Here is a 14,128-nt window from a genome sequence, read left to right as displayed (position 1 = left end):
TGAAAGTGTGCAAGGAAACACGTTCTTTTAAGGACGTGATGAATTGCCTGTTTTTTTGTCCTTATGACACACGAATACGAACATATGTGTTATAATAATTGATATAAAAGATATAAACAGACTTACGTATGGTAGAACATCGGTTTACAATCTTAATTATCATCTCATTTGGGGAATTAAGTATCGCAATAAATTGCTGAAAGGACACGTCGAAACAGTGAAGCGAACCTTATATGAAATTGCTTCAAAATACGGCTTTACGATTGCTCACATGGAGATTGGAAAAGATGACCACATTCACTTATTGGTGAGCGCACTGCCTGAATTGTCGGTAACGAATATTATGCGCTGGCTGAAGGAAATTTCAGCATGGCAATTGTTCAGAGAATGTCCGGAATTGCAAACCAGTTACTGGAAGAAGCAGGATCGTCATCTGTGGTCACCGAGTTACTATGTTGAAAGCATCGGCACAGTTAATGAACAGGCTGTTGCCAAGTACATTGATGACCAGCGTCGAAAAGTGGTGAACTTGAAATGAACAAAGTCATTAAGGGGATTAAGCTGCGATTGTACCCCAATCAATCCCAGCGGGAACAGTTATGGCAAATGTTTGGCAACGACCGTTTTGTCTGGAATCAGATGCTGGGAATGGCTAAGGAACGCTATCAGAACAATCCAAACAGTCTTTTCGTCAATGAGTATGGCATGAACTATCTCTTGAAACAGCTCAAGTGCGAGTATGCTTTTCTCAGGGAAAGTGATTCCACCAGTTTCCTGGTGGTGAACCACAATCTCGCTCAGGCGTTCAAAATGCTGTTCAGGCATCGGGGCGGTTATCCGCATTTCAAGAACCGGCACTCCTTACGCCAGTCCTATACAGGACGTTCGACCTGTAAGGTGCTCGCCCGGCGAAGAATGCAATTGCCCAAACTGGGCGGCATTCGTACAAGCAGGACAGGTCTTGTCGGTGATGCTAAAATCAAGCGTTACACCGTCAGCTATGAACCGACAGGTCGTTACTATCTGTCATTGCAGGTTGAAACTGAGGTTAATCAGCTGCCTGAGATGCATCAGTCGGTCGGTCTGGACATGGGCCTCGCCGATCTGGTGATTAGTTCTGACGGTGTCAAGTACGGCACTTTTAACGCAGAATGGCTGGAAAAACAAGCCGTTAGGTGGCAACGTAAGTATGCCAGACGTCGTTACCTTGCTCAATGCGAGGTGTGGAAGTGGAATCATAACCGCTTTGACCATCTGGAAGAGCTTGATGGTTATTCCAACTGGCAGCGTGCAAGGGTCAATAAAGCCCGCTGCCAGAAACGGATTGCCAATAAGCGCAGAGACTACCTTCATAAGCTGACAACTGACTTAGATCAGGAACTATGACGTGATTGTAATCGAAGATTTGAAAACCAAGAATCTGCAGAAGAATCACCACCTGGCCAGGTCAATTGCCAATGCCAGCTGGTATCAATTCCGCGCAATGCTGGAATACAAGTGCGCCTGGTACGGCAGACAATTAGTTGTAGTGAAGCCTGACTACACCAGTCAGACCTGTTCGAACTGTGGCTTTAACAGCGGGAAAAAACCGCTGGAAGTCCGCGAATGGACGTGCCCGAAGTGCGGCATTCACCACGACCGGGATGTTAATGCGGCAGTTAACATCCTGCACAAAGGTTTAAAAGCCATTGGCCAGGGACTGGCCTTGGTAAAATAACGGAGTTCTGTAAGTCAGGTAGCTGGAATACCAGCGCAACATCCTGAATACTACTTCGTGTTCCCAGAAGCTCGGTTATTTATGGCCGAGTAGTTCACCATCAACGCGAGCGCCATTTCCAAAAAAGCACAAAAAAACTCTCGTCGCAGCAACGAGAGTTTCCCGTATCGGATACTCCATATCTCCTCTATCATACAATTTTTCAATGAAGCTTATCCTGGAGTTTATCCCCTAATCTGTCAACTCCCTTGACGGCGACAACGGTTCCCCCGATCAAAATACCGCCGACAATTGCCATTGAAATCAGAACGACACGTAAAAGTCCTTTTGCCATTTGCATCACCTGCCCATGTTTAAGCGGGACATAATAAATGAAACAAGTGCTACCAATATAATCGCGCCAATAATTGACGGAATTATGGCCATCCCAGCAAGCTGGGGTCCCCATGACCCAAGGAGTGCTTCTCCAAGCGAAGAACCAATCAATCCGGCAATGATGTTGCTGAGCCACCCCATTGACTGACCTTTGCTCGTAATGGCACCTGCGATGGCACCGATAATCGCACCGACAATCAAAACCCATAACCAATGCATAGTGAATTCCTCCTTGCTTTATTTGACTCACCATATAACGCCAGGTTCCTAGGACCTACTGTCATTATATATGGAAACGCTTTCTGTTGCAAATAAAAACACTCATCAAAATAAAAATCACCAATAAACATTGATTTTTAAAAATGTTAACTTAACTATACTTTAGGTTGACAATTGCCGTGAAATACGCTCAAAAACGCCTGACGAACCGTACAAGACGTTTTTAAATTTCTTTGCGCCGGGGTCGGTCAGCGCATGAAAGTCTTTTCAAAACATAAGCACTTTTTTACGTATGGTTCTTTAGAATCATTTTCCATGAAAATCGTCACTACATTTTAATTCAAATGAATCTTTCCAATGTCTTGCCTGCACCAAACATCAAAACCACGATTGCGATGCCGACAAACAAATCGAGCGTAAGCAACGTGTCTTTTAAAAGCAATGGCAAAAAAATCAAAACGGCAGATGCCACGGTACTGACAGCTATCGTCGAAATCTTGAAAAATATCGTTTCGCTTTCAAATGCCGAGCGCATCACCAATTTGACTAAAGCATAAGCAATCACGACAATCAAAATGATGACGATTCCTTCGCCGACTGAAATTTTAATCGATGCAGCCGGCAATTTCCCTTTGATGATTTTCCCTGAAAAACCGGCCGAAAAAATTATTCCGATCAAAAGCGAAGCGGAACAGGCCAGGAAAAACGTGCTGAAAAATTCGCACGCTGCTTGAAACTTTGTCTTCTTTGGCAAAGAATCGATGATTTCATCGCAAAATTCCTTGTAGTCTCTGCATTTTCCAAAAAGACTTTCAATATTTTCCCCTCGTTCCTGCGCTTCAAGCACCATTGACGTCAAATCGAACCTCACGACTTCAATATCGTGTTCTGAAAGTTTTGATCCGCGCAAATAGCAGATGATGTCAGTGAAAACTGCCTGATTTTCTTCTTTGATGAGTCCGTCCAAACGATTATTCTCTTTCCTCAATTCGCGCGTGCTTTTCTCCATGTCGATCTTCCTTTCTTTCAAACAGCCTCAAAACTGCCGACTCCAACTCCGAAAAATTTTGATAAAACATTTCAATCTCCGTCATCCCTTGTTCGGTGATTGAAAAATACTTGCGTCTTGGCCCAACCGGTGATGACTTGTACTCAGCGGAAATCAGCCCGTTTTTTTGCATCCTGAGCAGCATCGGATAAATCGTCCCCTCGGAAATATTTCCGAAACCGTAAAATTTCAAGGTTTCCGAAATTTCGTATCCGTACGTTTCATGTTCGCTGATGATTTTTAAGACGCAGCCTTCGAGCATTCCCTTCAGCATTTGCGAAGGTATCATCGAATCACCTCTCTTACTATTTTGCATTACATAATACCTAGCTATAATGTATTACAAGATAGCCGTTCTGTCAATTATTTTGCTGAAAAATACAGTGCGTTGGTTGACCAGCTGCCATTTGATGTTCGGTTACGGGCAAAACGTCAATTTTTGGAATCTGCCCGTAAAACCCAGCTTCCGGTTACGGGCAAAACGTCAATTTTTGGAATCTGCCCGTAAAACCTAGCTTCCGGTTACGGGCAAAAAGCCGATTCTTGGGATTTGCCCGTAAAAGCCAGCTCTCGGTTACGGGCAAAACGTCAATTTTTGAAATCTGCCCGTAAAAAGGAAGCCCTCGGTTACGGGCAAAACGACGATTTTTGGAATCTGCCCGTAAAAAGCAGCTCTCCATTACGGGCAAAACGGCGATTCTTGGGATTTGCCCGTAAAAGCCAGCTCTCGGTTACGGACAAAACGACGATTTTTGAAATCTGCCCGTAAAAGCCAGCTCCCGGTTACGGGCAAAACGACGATTTTTGAATTCTGCCCGTAAAATTCCCGAACACCGGTGAACGCCTTGCGTCAACGTGGTTTTTTACGGCAATTGTTGTTTTTCCGTGGATTTATCCCAAAGATTTCGGTTGCCTGAAAAATATATGCTATAATAAGCGGATAGTTCGCTTTACAATAATGACTGAATAAAAGGGGGAATCTTCATGTGTCTGATTTGTGATCGAATTCAGATGATCAAAGATGAGGCCAATCCTTTCTTTGTCAAGGAACTTGAGACCGGTTACGTTGTTTTGGGGGACACGCAGCGTATCGAAGGCTATACGCTTTTTTTGTGCAAAAAGCATGAAACGGAACTTTTTGATCTGGATGAAGATTTTGCGACAAAATATATGAAGGAAATGATTTTTGTGGCCAAAGCCGTCAAAAATGCCTTTTGCGCGGACAAGATAAATTACGAGTGTTTAGGGCAAGGTGACGCCCATCTTCATTGGCATCTTTTTCCGAGACATGAGGGCGATCTTGGAAATTATGGCAATCACGGCAAAGGCCCGGTGTGGTGGCTTCCGATGGAGGAGTTTTACGCTGATGAGAATTGTCCGTCAAAAGAAGAACTGTTTGATTTGAAACAGCGTTTGAAAGCAGAGCTTGAGCGCATCGTCGATATTTCCGGAACGATTTTGAAAACGTCTCGGTTGACGCTCAGAGAGTTTGAACAAACGGATCTTGATGACTTTCATGAATATGCGTCAGTTGACGGCGTGGGGCAGATGGCTGGCTGGCTTCCGCATCAAGACAAAGATGAAACGCAACGGATTCTTGACATTTTTATTGGCGGAAGAGATACTTTTGCCATCGTAAAGGATGACAAGGTGATCGGTTCGGTCGGGATTAAAAAATTCAGTGCTGCCAAACTTGCTGCATTTTCCAATAAGAAAGGCTGCGAACTGGGCTTCGTCCTCTCCAAGGATTATTGGGGACAAGGGATTATGCCTGAGGCTGTTCTTCGCGTGATTGACTGGCTGTTTGAAGAACAGGGGATGGACTTCATTTCTTGCGAACACTTCGTAACGAACAGGCAGTCAAAAAGAGTTCAGGAAAAATGCGGGTTTAAGTATGTTAAAGATTCCGTGTATGAAACGAGCTATGGTAAAATTGAACAAGTCAAAGTCAACGTTTTGGAAAGAAAAGACTGGAAAGATGTTGAAGCAGGTGGCAAGGTTTAGAAAAATTTTGCCGGTCATCCTGATGATTTTGCCATATGTTTTCTTCGTTCATGAATATTTTGAATATAAGAATGCTTACAATTTCTTCACGTTGTACGTCATCCTGACGATTGTCGTTTATGTTTTGAATATCGTCAATGCGCTGACTTATCCGAAAGACAAGGTCAATGATCTTGCGTTTTACGACATGCTGATCAAGTTCGTTCATATTCCCTTTTTCCTGCTGATTTTTGGAACAGGTCTGCTATTGCTGTTTGCGATGGCCGTTCCGGCACTGATCTTTTCCAGTCCCTTAATGATAATGATTCTGGCAATCATCGACTATTTGCTGATGATAACTTCTTCGATGTACGGTATCAGCGTCGTTGTCAGATTGGAACAAAGCGGCAGGCTTGAAAAAGGCAAAGGGTTGATTTATCTCGTGCTGCATTTGGCATTTGTCGTTGATTTTTAAGTGCTGTTTCGCTTTATCGACGGGTTCGGCGAAATTGAGAACAAGTGCTTGCATATCGCACGCCGACCGCTTAGAATTAAATTAGAGTACTCTAATTGGGGGTTGTGCTTATGTTAAATCGTGAAAAGGAAGGTTTGCTGACCGACATGTACGAAGGCCTTGAGTATCAAGTCCTGGAGGATTTGTGCAATGAGTGGGAATTCGATAATGACGTGTCTGTCGGCAAGTTTGTTGAGCAACGTATCGATCGTCCGTTTCCAAGCGAAGAAGAAGCATGCAAGATGCTTGACATGCGCGTTTTTTGCGCTTGGATGGACAAGGATTGCGAGTTAGGCAAATACGAGGAGTTTATCAGGTCATCCAGCGACAAGGAGGACTCCGCGGCGATTTTGACCAGATGCAAAGAGGAACTGTGCGGTGATCTGTATTGTTTGCGCGCAAGACGTCTTTCTGGCGAATTTTTGGTTATTCACAATACCGGTGACATCTATTCGTATACGCCGGGGCTTTTTGAAGAAGAACTTGATTTGGACCTGGTCAAAAGACAGATTGATTCATTGGGTCAAGAGGATCTGCTTGTCGGATGCCTTTTTGATTTGAACAGGCTGGTTACGGTGGCGGCACATCGCTGCTATCCTGAACTGATTCAATATGTGATTCAGCATCAGGAAGATTATGAGCAGTTCGTTAAAGAAAAATATTGTTGAAAACGTCAAGCCTGAACTCGATCAGATGAGCTTAGGCTTTTAATTTTGTATTAAGCATGATTTTGAAAGGAGAAATTGCAATGGCTGGAAAAACCGGCAATATTCTTGCGCTTTATGCTGTGCTTTACAGATGCACGGATGAGGACCATCCGTTGACGATGCGCGAGATTCAGGACAAAATGGTCGATATGGGATATAATTGCAGCGAAGACACGATTCTCAGACACATGCGCCTTTTAAGAGAATGGGACGTCAAAGTTGAAGGAAGCATGGGCAGAAATGCCAAATATTATCTTGGAAATCGACTGCTGAAAAAAGAGGAACTCAAATTGATTGTTGACGCGATCAATGCTTCAAATTTTATCGGCAGAGAAATTGCGGCCGAAATGGTGCAGAAGCTGAAAGAATTATTGAGCGAAAACCAGCGCGACTATCTTGACCGCAATGTTTTGGGGATGGTCAACAATAAAACCGAGAACCAAAAAATCTTGGACAACGTGGACAAGATTCAAGAAGCTTGCGATAAAAAAGTTCCGATCAGTTTTACCTACATGAAGTGGAACAAAGATCTTGAGCTCGTCCCTAAAAGCGACAAAGCAGAAATCGTCAACCCGTGGAGCCTGATCTGGACGGATGATCGCTATTACCTTTATGCGATTAAAAATAAATGCGGAAAACTGGTTGAACGCCATTACCGCGTTGACAAAATGACTGATATCAAGCTGTTGAAGGATCAAACACGCGAAGGCATGGTCAAGGTGCGAGAAATTTGTCCCAATACTTACGTTTCAAGAAGAATGGGCATGTTTACCGGAGACGAACGAAAGATTACCGTTGCGGCAAGCGAAGAAATGGTCGGACCGATCATCGATCAGTTCGGAAAAAACATCAAGGTTTGCGCAAATCCCGACAAGACTGACAAAAGCAACGAACTTCTGATCGAATTTTATGCCGTTCCTTCAATCATCTTGCTGGGATGGCTCATCGGTCTTGGCGACGTTGAAGTAATCGGACCAAAAGAGGTCAAAGAAGACATGATCGATCTGCTCAAAAAAACGTCTGCCAAGTATGATCGGCAAGGATGACGCTGCGCATCAAAAGTTATTGTGGGGAAGAAAAAATGAAAATTTATCATGGGATGCAGGCGATTGTCGAAGAACAATTCGCTTTGGATTATAATTGCCAAAAAAACGATTTTGAAAATAAGGAAACGCTGGTAACGATTGCGAAGAAGCAGTTGGGACAGCGTCGCTTTGAAGAAACCGAAAACTTCTTTTCGATTCTGATTTATAACGGCAAATTAGTAATTACGGCAAACGAAGCTTTGGAATCATGGTGCAGGGAAATCCTGGCGAAAAAAATGACTGCCGAATGGGGTTTCGAAGCACAAACGCTCATAATGATCAACGAAAAATTGCGTGAGTTCGGCTATCAAATCGATGAAGCTCATGTCTACTTTTTGCCGTTTGCGTTAAATGCAGAAAAAGGACGACAGGTTGAGATTATTCCAAAAGAAGACATTCCTTCGTATGAAAATGATAAAAGAATCGAGGAAGCATTTGAGTATGAGGCGTGCAAAGATGATGAAATCGGAACGGTCATCAGAAACGAATCGGGAGAAATTTTGGCCGTTGCAGGAGCCTCAAGCAACAGCGACAAGATGTGGGAAATCGGCATCGACTCGTTTGAAACAGGAAAAGGATACGCTTCAAAGGTAGTTTCAAGGCTGGCTTTTGAAGTCTGGAAACTCGGCAGGGTTCCTTATTACGGGACGGCATTATCGCATCTTGCTTCGCAAAACGTTGCCTTGCGCTCTGGATTTTTGCCGGCATTTTGCGAGCTCAGAACAATTAAAACGAATTGCTGAAAAAATTCTTTGCTTTTTGTCAAATGCAGTGCTTCGCCAGGTTATTTAAGCAAAAATTCACAAGCTTATTGTGTGCTTTTGAAGCGTAAATGAGTTATGATCATGGCGAAGGGAAGTGTTTTGAAATGTTGGAAACAGGAATTAAAGCACCATTGTTTACGTTGCCGGATCAAAACGGCAAGATGCACAGTCTCGATGAATATCGCGGCAAGAAGGTAATTCTGTATTTTTATCCGAAAGACAATACGCCCGGATGCACCAGTCAGGCCTGCGGATATACCGCACATTTGCCGCAGTTCGAAGAAAAAGGAGCCGTTGTTTTGGGCATCAGCAAGGATTCCGTCGAATCACACAAACGTTTTGAAGAAAAGCACGGTTTGAAATTTACGTTATTGTCGGATGAAAATCTTGAAACGATCAAAGCGTATGACGTGTGGAAGGAAAAGAAAAGTTTCGGAAAAACGTATATGGGGGTCGTTAGAACGACCTATCTGATTGACGAGGACGGAATAATTGTCAAGTCAAACGATAAGGTGAATGCCGCAGAGGATGCGGAAAAAATGATGGAAGAATTCTGATTTAAGAAATTCTTTAAATGAAATGTCGAACAAATAAGGTCGAGCTGCGACTGATTTTGCCCGGCATTTTTTCAATTTTGCATATGGAAATGATAAACGATAAATGCGGCGCTGCGCATCATTTGCTCAATCAGCGTGCCAGGGCGGGATTACGGGTCTAACCTCGATTTTTGAAATATGCCCGTAAAACCCAGTCTTCGGTTACGGGCAAATGGTCGATTTTTGAGATTTGCCCGTAAAATCCAGAGATTTTGCCAAATACATGCTGCCGCTTTGCCGAATATGATCCTGATATTCATGACAACAAAAAATACTTGTGAGCAACATGCTCATGAGATAAAATAAGCTGTCTGAATCAGCCTCGGGACTCGTTCGTCAATCGGAAATATTGGCTTTGTCGGCGAAGCGTTAAGCATTTTGCGCTTTTGGTTTGTGGAAGTTTCTTCTAAAACGCCGACTGATTTGTTATAAAAAAATTAAGTTTCAGTTTAGATAAAATTTAGCTTATTATAGTACAATAAACCAATCATAAACTGGAGGAATTTAAATGATCAGACAAGGACTGAACGGGGTTTTGATGGCTCTTGCCGATAGCGTTCCGGGAGTTTCCGGCGGGACGATTGCTTTTATCATGGGATTTTACGATAATTTCATCGGGGCGATTGATGACCTGATGCGAGGAAATCGTGGCCAAAAAAAGGCAGCCGCAAAGTATCTGGCAAAGCTTGGAATCGGCTGGGCAATCGGCATGGTGCTGGCAGTGCTGATATTGTCGTCTCTTTTTGAGAACCACATCTACAAGGTGAGCTCGTTGTTCATCGGATTCATTGCCGGTGCGATTCCGCTGATCGTCATTGAAGAAAAAAATCACTTCAAGAAGGGACCAGGCGGGATTTTGTTTCTCGCGGCCGGCACGCTGCTGGTAATCATGATCGGAGTGGTCAACGGCAATGCTCCTTCTGCAGTGCTGAATCTTGAAAGATTCAGTGCGGTTGCTTCCGTCAAGCTGTTTTTGATCGGTGCTTTGGCTGTTTCCGCAATGTTTTTGCCAGGAGTTTCCGGTTCGACGATGCTACTGATTTTTGGAGCATATATCCCTGTTATTTCTGCGATCAAGAGCGTCATTACGCTTAACTTTCAAGCTCTGCCAAGCTTGTTGTGCTTTGCCGCAGGAATCCTGTTTGGTGCGGCAACGGTTGTCAAAGTCATCAGAACATGCCTGAAACGTTATCGTTCACAGACGCTGTACTTTATCATCGGAATGATGCTTGGTTCGTTTTATGCGATCGTCATGGGGCCGACAACCCTTTCCGTTCCGCTTGATCCGCTGCGTTTTGAAAGTTTCAGCATTGTTTTTTGTTTGATGGGATTGGCGCTTGTGCTTGGGTTGCAAAGACTTAAAAGCAGACTTCAGTGATTGCGTTTGCGCCATTCGGTCGGCGAGATGACAAATGCAAAGATTGCGGCCTCGTTTGGTGCCGATCGGATACTGTTGAACGGTATTGACGTACTGAACCCTGAAATTGCGGGACTGACGGATCAAAGCAAAGTTGAAAATCCGTTCAAGCGTCGCATGGCAATCTCTGCATTTATCATCATCCTGTCAATGACGATTTCTTTGGTCGGTTTGACGAACATCATCAAATATGGCTATGGCTACTGCGGCTGTTTGGCAATCGCAATCGTCGTTCCGTTCCTGACGGTCGGCGTCTATAAGAAGCGCAAGGCCTGAATTTTAGGGTATAATGAATAGGTAAATAAATTCAGGAGGCTTTTTCATGTATCGCTACGCCTTTTTTGATCTTGACGGCACGCTGACCGATTCTTCAGAAGGAATCATCAACTCCATTAAATATGCGCTTGAAAAAAACGGATATTCGATTCCGGATGAAACGGAACTGTTGAAATTTATCGGCCCTCCCTTGGCAGATTCCTTTGCAGGTTATCTCAATCTTCCAAAAGATCAGGTCCAGGACATGATTGACACGTATCGGGAATATTTTGCGGTTAAGGGATTATTCGAAAACCGCGTTTATGACGGTGCGGAATCAATGCTTGCAAAGTTGAAACGGGCAGGGATAGAACTCGTTTTGGCGACGTCCAAGCCAGAGAAGTTTGCGCGTCAGATTCTCGAGCATTTTGAGTTGGACAAGTATTTTGAACACGTCGTCGGGGCAACGCTTGACGGAAAGTTGGGGCGCAAATCAGACATTATCAAAAAAGCGCTCAAAGATTTGAAAATCAAGGATCATCAACAAGTCATAATGATTGGCGATCGTGAATATGATATCAGCGGAGCCAATGATTCCGGGCTTGATTCGATCGGTGTTCTTTACGGTTTTGGAAGGTGTGAGGAACTCAGGCAGGCCGGTGCAACGCAAATTGCGAAAAGCACGGAAGAAGTTGTGAAATATGTGTTGGGGCAGGATGCGAATTGAAAGGAAAAGGATAAAAAAACAAAAAGAATCTTTTTTGTGGCGAGATGCTGCAAAGAAGATTCTTTTTTGTTTGAAAATGCAGTGTCGTGCAATTCACGTTCAATCAGTATTCCGGGTCTGGGTTGCGGACAAAACATCGATTCTTGGGATTTGCCCGTAAAAGTCAGTCTTCGGTTACGGGCAAAACGTCGCTTTTTGAGATTTGCCCGTAAAAGGCGGCTCTCGGTTACGGGCAAAACGTCGATTCTTGGAATATGCCCGTAAAACCCAGTCTTCGGTTACGGGCAAAACCCCGATTCTTGGGATGTGCCCGTAAAAGGCGGCTTCTCGGTTACGGGCAAAACGTCGATTCTTGGGATTTGCCCGTAAAAGTCAGTCTTCGGTTACAGGCAAAACGTCGATTTTTGGAATTTGCCCGTAATTACGGAAGACAAAAATAATCAATCTGATTTTCGCAGACATCAAGAAGTCTTTTTTGCCCTTTTGAGCAAAATAACATTAAAATCTCATGAGCTCTGATATAATGAAGATTGTTGAATTTGATTGGAGGTCTGGATTTTTTTGAAAAATGATAATGCCGTGATGACGGAAGGTTCGTACAAGAAGAAAATTGTGTATTTTGCGATACCGATTTTTTTCGGAAGTCTGTTTCAACAGATGTACAGCACCGCTGATTCACTGATTGTGGGGAATTTTTTGGGGAGTTCAGCACTGGCTGCCGTCAGTTCTTCGGGGAATCTTATTTTTTTGCTGATTGGTTTCATTCAGGGTTTGACGATTGGATGCAGCGTCGTGATTGCGCGTTTTATCGGAGCAAGAGATCACAAGATGACATCGCTCGCAGTTCACACGACCGTAGCACTGGGACTTGTTTCGAGTCTTGTATTGACGCTGGTCGGAATTTTTCTGGCACCACAGATTTTGCGACTGATGAGTACGCCAGAGGAAATCATGGATCAGTCAGTTGAATTTTTCAGGATGTATTTTTTAGGATCTGCCGGATTTGTCATGTACAATACGCTTGTCAGCATTTTACAGGCATCAGGCGACAGCAAGCATCCCGTCTATTATCTGATAATCGCATCGATCATCAATATTTTGCTTGATCTGTTGTTTATCGGAGTTTTTCGTTTCGGTGTCGGAGCAGCAGGCGTGGCAACGTCGATTTCGCAAACGATCAGCGCACTGCTTGCGCTGCATCAGCTGATGACGCAAAGCGGATCGTGTCGCGTCGATCTGCGCAAAATCAGATTTCAGCCGCAAATTTTGAAAATGATCATCAAATTCGGGCTGCCATCGGGATTGCAAAATTCGATTATCGGCCTGTCGAACGTCATTATTCAATCATACATAAATTTTTATGGTAAAAATGCAGTGGCCGGCATCGGATCTTACTGCAAGGTCGAAGGCTTTGCGTTTTTGCCGGTAACTTGCTTTACGATGGCCTTGACGACTTTTGTTGCCCAAAATTTGGGAGCAAAAGAGTATCAAAGAATCAGAGCCGGAGTTCGATTCGGCACGATTTGCACGCTGGTTTTGGCGGAAGGGTTGGGGATTTTGCTGTTCGTGTTCTCGCCTCAGCTGATTGGAGCGTTCGACAGCACGCCTGCAGTGGTCAGTTTCGGCGTTGCAAGAGCACACGTCTGCGGTCCGTTCTTTTTCCTCGTGGCCTTTACGCACGTGATGGCTGCCGTCATGCGCGGAGCCGGGAAGGCAATGATTCCGATGATAATCATGATGATCTGCTGGTGTGCCGTCAGAATCCTGACTTTGTACGTTGTCGGGATGTTTTATCAAACGATTCAGACGACCTATTGGGTTTATCCGTTGACGTGGATGCTCAGTTCGTTGGCATTTCTGCTGTGTTACCGGAGACTGGATTTTACGAAACTATAACGGTTTTTTTCCTTGCTGTTCAGCAGGGATTTTTTTATGGATTGAAAAATCCGGAGCTGCCGGCAACGAACCCTGCTGCTTGATACGTCGCTGCCCCAAAAATGGGGCGCGCGGACCCGAGAGTAGACAAAAACCGGAGAAAATGTGTGATTTTTGTCTACCGACTGGTCGAAATTCAGGGCGCGCGAACTCGAAAGTAGACAAAAATCTCCAAAATTTGGAAAAATGTTCTACTCAGTTACCTTCGCCAGAGCCATGTGGTCTCAGATTACGGGCAAATCTTAAAAATCGCCGTTTGTCCGTAACCGAAGTCTTGAGCAGATGATGCGCAGCACTGCATTTGACAAAATCACTGTCGTTTACGGACACATCGATGAAAATGGACCCTTTGTCCGTAATTGGTCCGCCCGAAAAATGGCGATTACGGACAAAGTGGTCAAAAACGGCCGTTTGTCCGTAAATTCGAGTGAAATCTTGGCGTGCCGCCCGAAATAAGAAAAAATACGCGCCATCATGGCACGTATTTTAATCAATATTCAGTTGTACGGGGTCATAATTGCTCGCTGCCGCACCTTGTCTAAATCGGGTTCAGACCAGCAACAAGGCTCATGATAAGTTCGTGCCGCGTTGTGACTGCGCTTGCGCTGATCACTCGCGCCCCTCCTTATCTACCGCCTTGTTGAGCGGCTGGTCTTCACACCTTGTTAATCGGGTTTCGCCTCACAACCCCCTTGTCCCAAGCACCCTTGCTCGGGCAAGACGAGCTTACCCGTCGCAAGCGCAACTTGGATACACGGGGGCTGGGCGTTCGGCTCCACACCTTGT

At 44.4% G+C, this 14,128-nt stretch carries 15 protein-coding genes and 1 pseudogene; 12 read left to right on the top strand and 4 right to left on the bottom strand.

All coding sequences use genetic code 11. The features are described from left to right. Window positions 1-103: 103 nt before the first annotated feature. Both tnpA and LRC_RS09310 read left to right on the top strand, forming a co-directional pair. A complete protein-coding gene (gene tnpA / locus LRC_RS09315) occupies window positions 104-538 on the top strand; it encodes an IS200/IS605 family transposase (RefSeq protein WP_082271480.1) in 435 nt (144 codons plus the stop codon). Further along, window positions 535-1,717, top strand: a pseudogene (locus LRC_RS09310) (RNA-guided endonuclease TnpB family protein). The gene tnpA and the pseudogene LRC_RS09310 overlap by 4 nt, the downstream one beginning before the upstream one ends. A gap of 202 nt (window positions 1,718-1,919) precedes the next feature. Here the strand turns inward: LRC_RS09310 and LRC_RS12100 are convergent. The 4 genes from LRC_RS12100 to LRC_RS09295 form a co-directional block, all read right to left on the bottom strand. Next, window positions 1,920-2,051, bottom strand: a complete 132-nt coding sequence (locus LRC_RS12100) for a hypothetical protein (RefSeq protein ID WP_258414872.1) — start codon at window positions 2,049-2,051, stop codon at window positions 1,920-1,922. Between the two features lie 5 nt (window positions 2,052-2,056). Continuing rightward, window positions 2,057-2,311 (bottom strand): GlsB/YeaQ/YmgE family stress response membrane protein, encoded by a 255-nt coding sequence (locus tag LRC_RS09305; protein WP_003694900.1) that lies wholly within the window; start codon window positions 2,309-2,311, stop codon window positions 2,057-2,059. 340 nt (window positions 2,312-2,651) lie between these two features. Next, on the bottom strand, window positions 2,652-3,320 hold the full coding sequence (locus tag LRC_RS09300; RefSeq protein WP_014074178.1) for a DUF1129 domain-containing protein: 669 nt from the start codon (window positions 3,318-3,320) through the stop codon (window positions 2,652-2,654). Continuing rightward, window positions 3,283-3,648, bottom strand: a complete 366-nt coding sequence (locus tag LRC_RS09295; protein ID WP_014074177.1) for a PadR family transcriptional regulator — start codon at window positions 3,646-3,648, stop codon at window positions 3,283-3,285. Before LRC_RS09295 ends, LRC_RS09300 begins: the two co-directional genes overlap by 38 nt. A gap of 695 nt (window positions 3,649-4,343) precedes the next feature. Between LRC_RS09295 and LRC_RS09290 the strand changes: the two genes are divergently transcribed. The 10 genes from LRC_RS09290 (at window position 4,344) to LRC_RS09245 (ending at window position 13,303) form a co-directional block, all read left to right on the top strand. Next, complete coding sequence (locus tag LRC_RS09290; RefSeq protein ID WP_014074175.1) at window positions 4,344-5,363, top strand: GNAT family N-acetyltransferase; 1,020 nt, start codon at window positions 4,344-4,346, stop codon at window positions 5,361-5,363. 22 nt (window positions 5,364-5,385) lie between these two features. Next, complete coding sequence (locus LRC_RS09285) at window positions 5,386-5,817, top strand: DUF6652 family protein (RefSeq protein WP_258414310.1); 432 nt, start codon at window positions 5,386-5,388, stop codon at window positions 5,815-5,817. 110 nt (window positions 5,818-5,927) lie between these two features. Beyond that, entirely contained in the window at window positions 5,928-6,524 is a 597-nt protein-coding gene (locus tag LRC_RS09280) for a hypothetical protein (RefSeq protein WP_014074173.1), read from the top strand. 80 nt (window positions 6,525-6,604) lie between these two features. Continuing rightward, window positions 6,605-7,609, top strand: coding sequence for a helix-turn-helix transcriptional regulator (locus LRC_RS09275; RefSeq protein WP_241531275.1), 1,005 nt, complete (start codon window positions 6,605-6,607; stop codon window positions 7,607-7,609). 35 nt (window positions 7,610-7,644) lie between these two features. Beyond that, window positions 7,645-8,391 (top strand): GNAT family N-acetyltransferase, encoded by a 747-nt coding sequence (locus tag LRC_RS09270; protein ID WP_041820405.1) that lies wholly within the window; start codon window positions 7,645-7,647, stop codon window positions 8,389-8,391. Window positions 8,392-8,516: 125 nt separating this feature from the next. After that, window positions 8,517-8,969 carry a thioredoxin-dependent thiol peroxidase gene (gene bcp, locus LRC_RS09265; RefSeq protein ID WP_014074170.1) on the top strand — a complete coding sequence of 151 codons (453 nt, stop codon included), beginning with the start codon at window positions 8,517-8,519 and terminating at the stop codon, window positions 8,967-8,969. 547 nt (window positions 8,970-9,516) lie between these two features. Then, the gene (locus LRC_RS09260) at window positions 9,517-10,386 is read left to right on the top strand and encodes a DUF368 domain-containing protein (protein WP_014074167.1); all 870 of its coding nucleotides are present in this window, start codon (window positions 9,517-9,519) and stop codon (window positions 10,384-10,386) included. Between the two features lie 6 nt (window positions 10,387-10,392). Further along, window positions 10,393-10,701, top strand: coding sequence for a DUF7916 family protein (locus LRC_RS12315; RefSeq protein ID WP_420805669.1), 309 nt, complete (start codon window positions 10,393-10,395; stop codon window positions 10,699-10,701). A 46-nt stretch (window positions 10,702-10,747) separates the two neighbouring features. After that, window positions 10,748-11,407 carry an HAD-IA family hydrolase gene (locus tag LRC_RS09250; RefSeq protein WP_014074165.1) on the top strand — a complete coding sequence of 220 codons (660 nt, stop codon included), beginning with the start codon at window positions 10,748-10,750 and terminating at the stop codon, window positions 11,405-11,407. Window positions 11,408-11,989: 582 nt separating this feature from the next. After that, window positions 11,990-13,303 (top strand): MATE family efflux transporter, encoded by a 1,314-nt coding sequence (locus tag LRC_RS09245; RefSeq protein ID WP_014074164.1) that lies wholly within the window; start codon window positions 11,990-11,992, stop codon window positions 13,301-13,303. Window positions 13,304-14,128: the final 825 nt, after the last annotated feature.

Source organism: Ligilactobacillus ruminis ATCC 27782, from assembly GCF_000224985.1.
Taxonomy (GTDB): Bacteria; Bacillota; Bacilli; order Lactobacillales; family Lactobacillaceae; genus Ligilactobacillus; species Ligilactobacillus ruminis.
Note: the sequence above shows the minus strand (reverse complement) of the source record. Positions and strands in the feature narration are given on the sequence as shown.

What these genes read in the sequence shown, in the direction of transcription:
- LRC_RS09280 (WP_014074173.1), top strand. Translation starts at nt 5,928, where the DNA reads ATGTTAAATCGTGAAAAGGAAGGTTTGCTGACCGACATGTACGAAGGC.
- LRC_RS09245 (WP_014074164.1), top strand. Translation starts at nt 11,990, where the DNA reads ATGACGGAAGGTTCGTACAAGAAGAAAATTGTGTATTTTGCGATACCG.
- LRC_RS09270 (WP_041820405.1), top strand. Translation starts at nt 7,645, where the DNA reads ATGAAAATTTATCATGGGATGCAGGCGATTGTCGAAGAACAATTCGCT.
- LRC_RS09260 (WP_014074167.1), top strand. Translation starts at nt 9,517, where the DNA reads ATGATCAGACAAGGACTGAACGGGGTTTTGATGGCTCTTGCCGATAGC.
- LRC_RS09305 (WP_003694900.1), bottom strand. Translation starts at nt 2,311, where the DNA reads ATGCATTGGTTATGGGTTTTGATTGTCGGTGCGATTATCGGTGCCATC.
- bcp (WP_014074170.1), top strand. Translation starts at nt 8,517, where the DNA reads ATGTTGGAAACAGGAATTAAAGCACCATTGTTTACGTTGCCGGATCAA.
- LRC_RS09290 (WP_014074175.1), top strand. Translation starts at nt 4,344, where the DNA reads ATGTGTCTGATTTGTGATCGAATTCAGATGATCAAAGATGAGGCCAAT.
- LRC_RS09285 (WP_258414310.1), top strand. Translation starts at nt 5,386, where the DNA reads ATGATTTTGCCATATGTTTTCTTCGTTCATGAATATTTTGAATATAAG.
- LRC_RS09295 (WP_014074177.1), bottom strand. Translation starts at nt 3,648, where the DNA reads ATGATACCTTCGCAAATGCTGAAGGGAATGCTCGAAGGCTGCGTCTTA.
- LRC_RS12100 (WP_258414872.1), bottom strand. Translation starts at nt 2,051, where the DNA reads ATGGCAAAAGGACTTTTACGTGTCGTTCTGATTTCAATGGCAATTGTC.
- LRC_RS09300 (WP_014074178.1), bottom strand. Translation starts at nt 3,320, where the DNA reads ATGGAGAAAAGCACGCGCGAATTGAGGAAAGAGAATAATCGTTTGGAC.
- LRC_RS09250 (WP_014074165.1), top strand. Translation starts at nt 10,748, where the DNA reads ATGTATCGCTACGCCTTTTTTGATCTTGACGGCACGCTGACCGATTCT.
- LRC_RS09275 (WP_241531275.1), top strand. Translation starts at nt 6,605, where the DNA reads ATGGCTGGAAAAACCGGCAATATTCTTGCGCTTTATGCTGTGCTTTAC.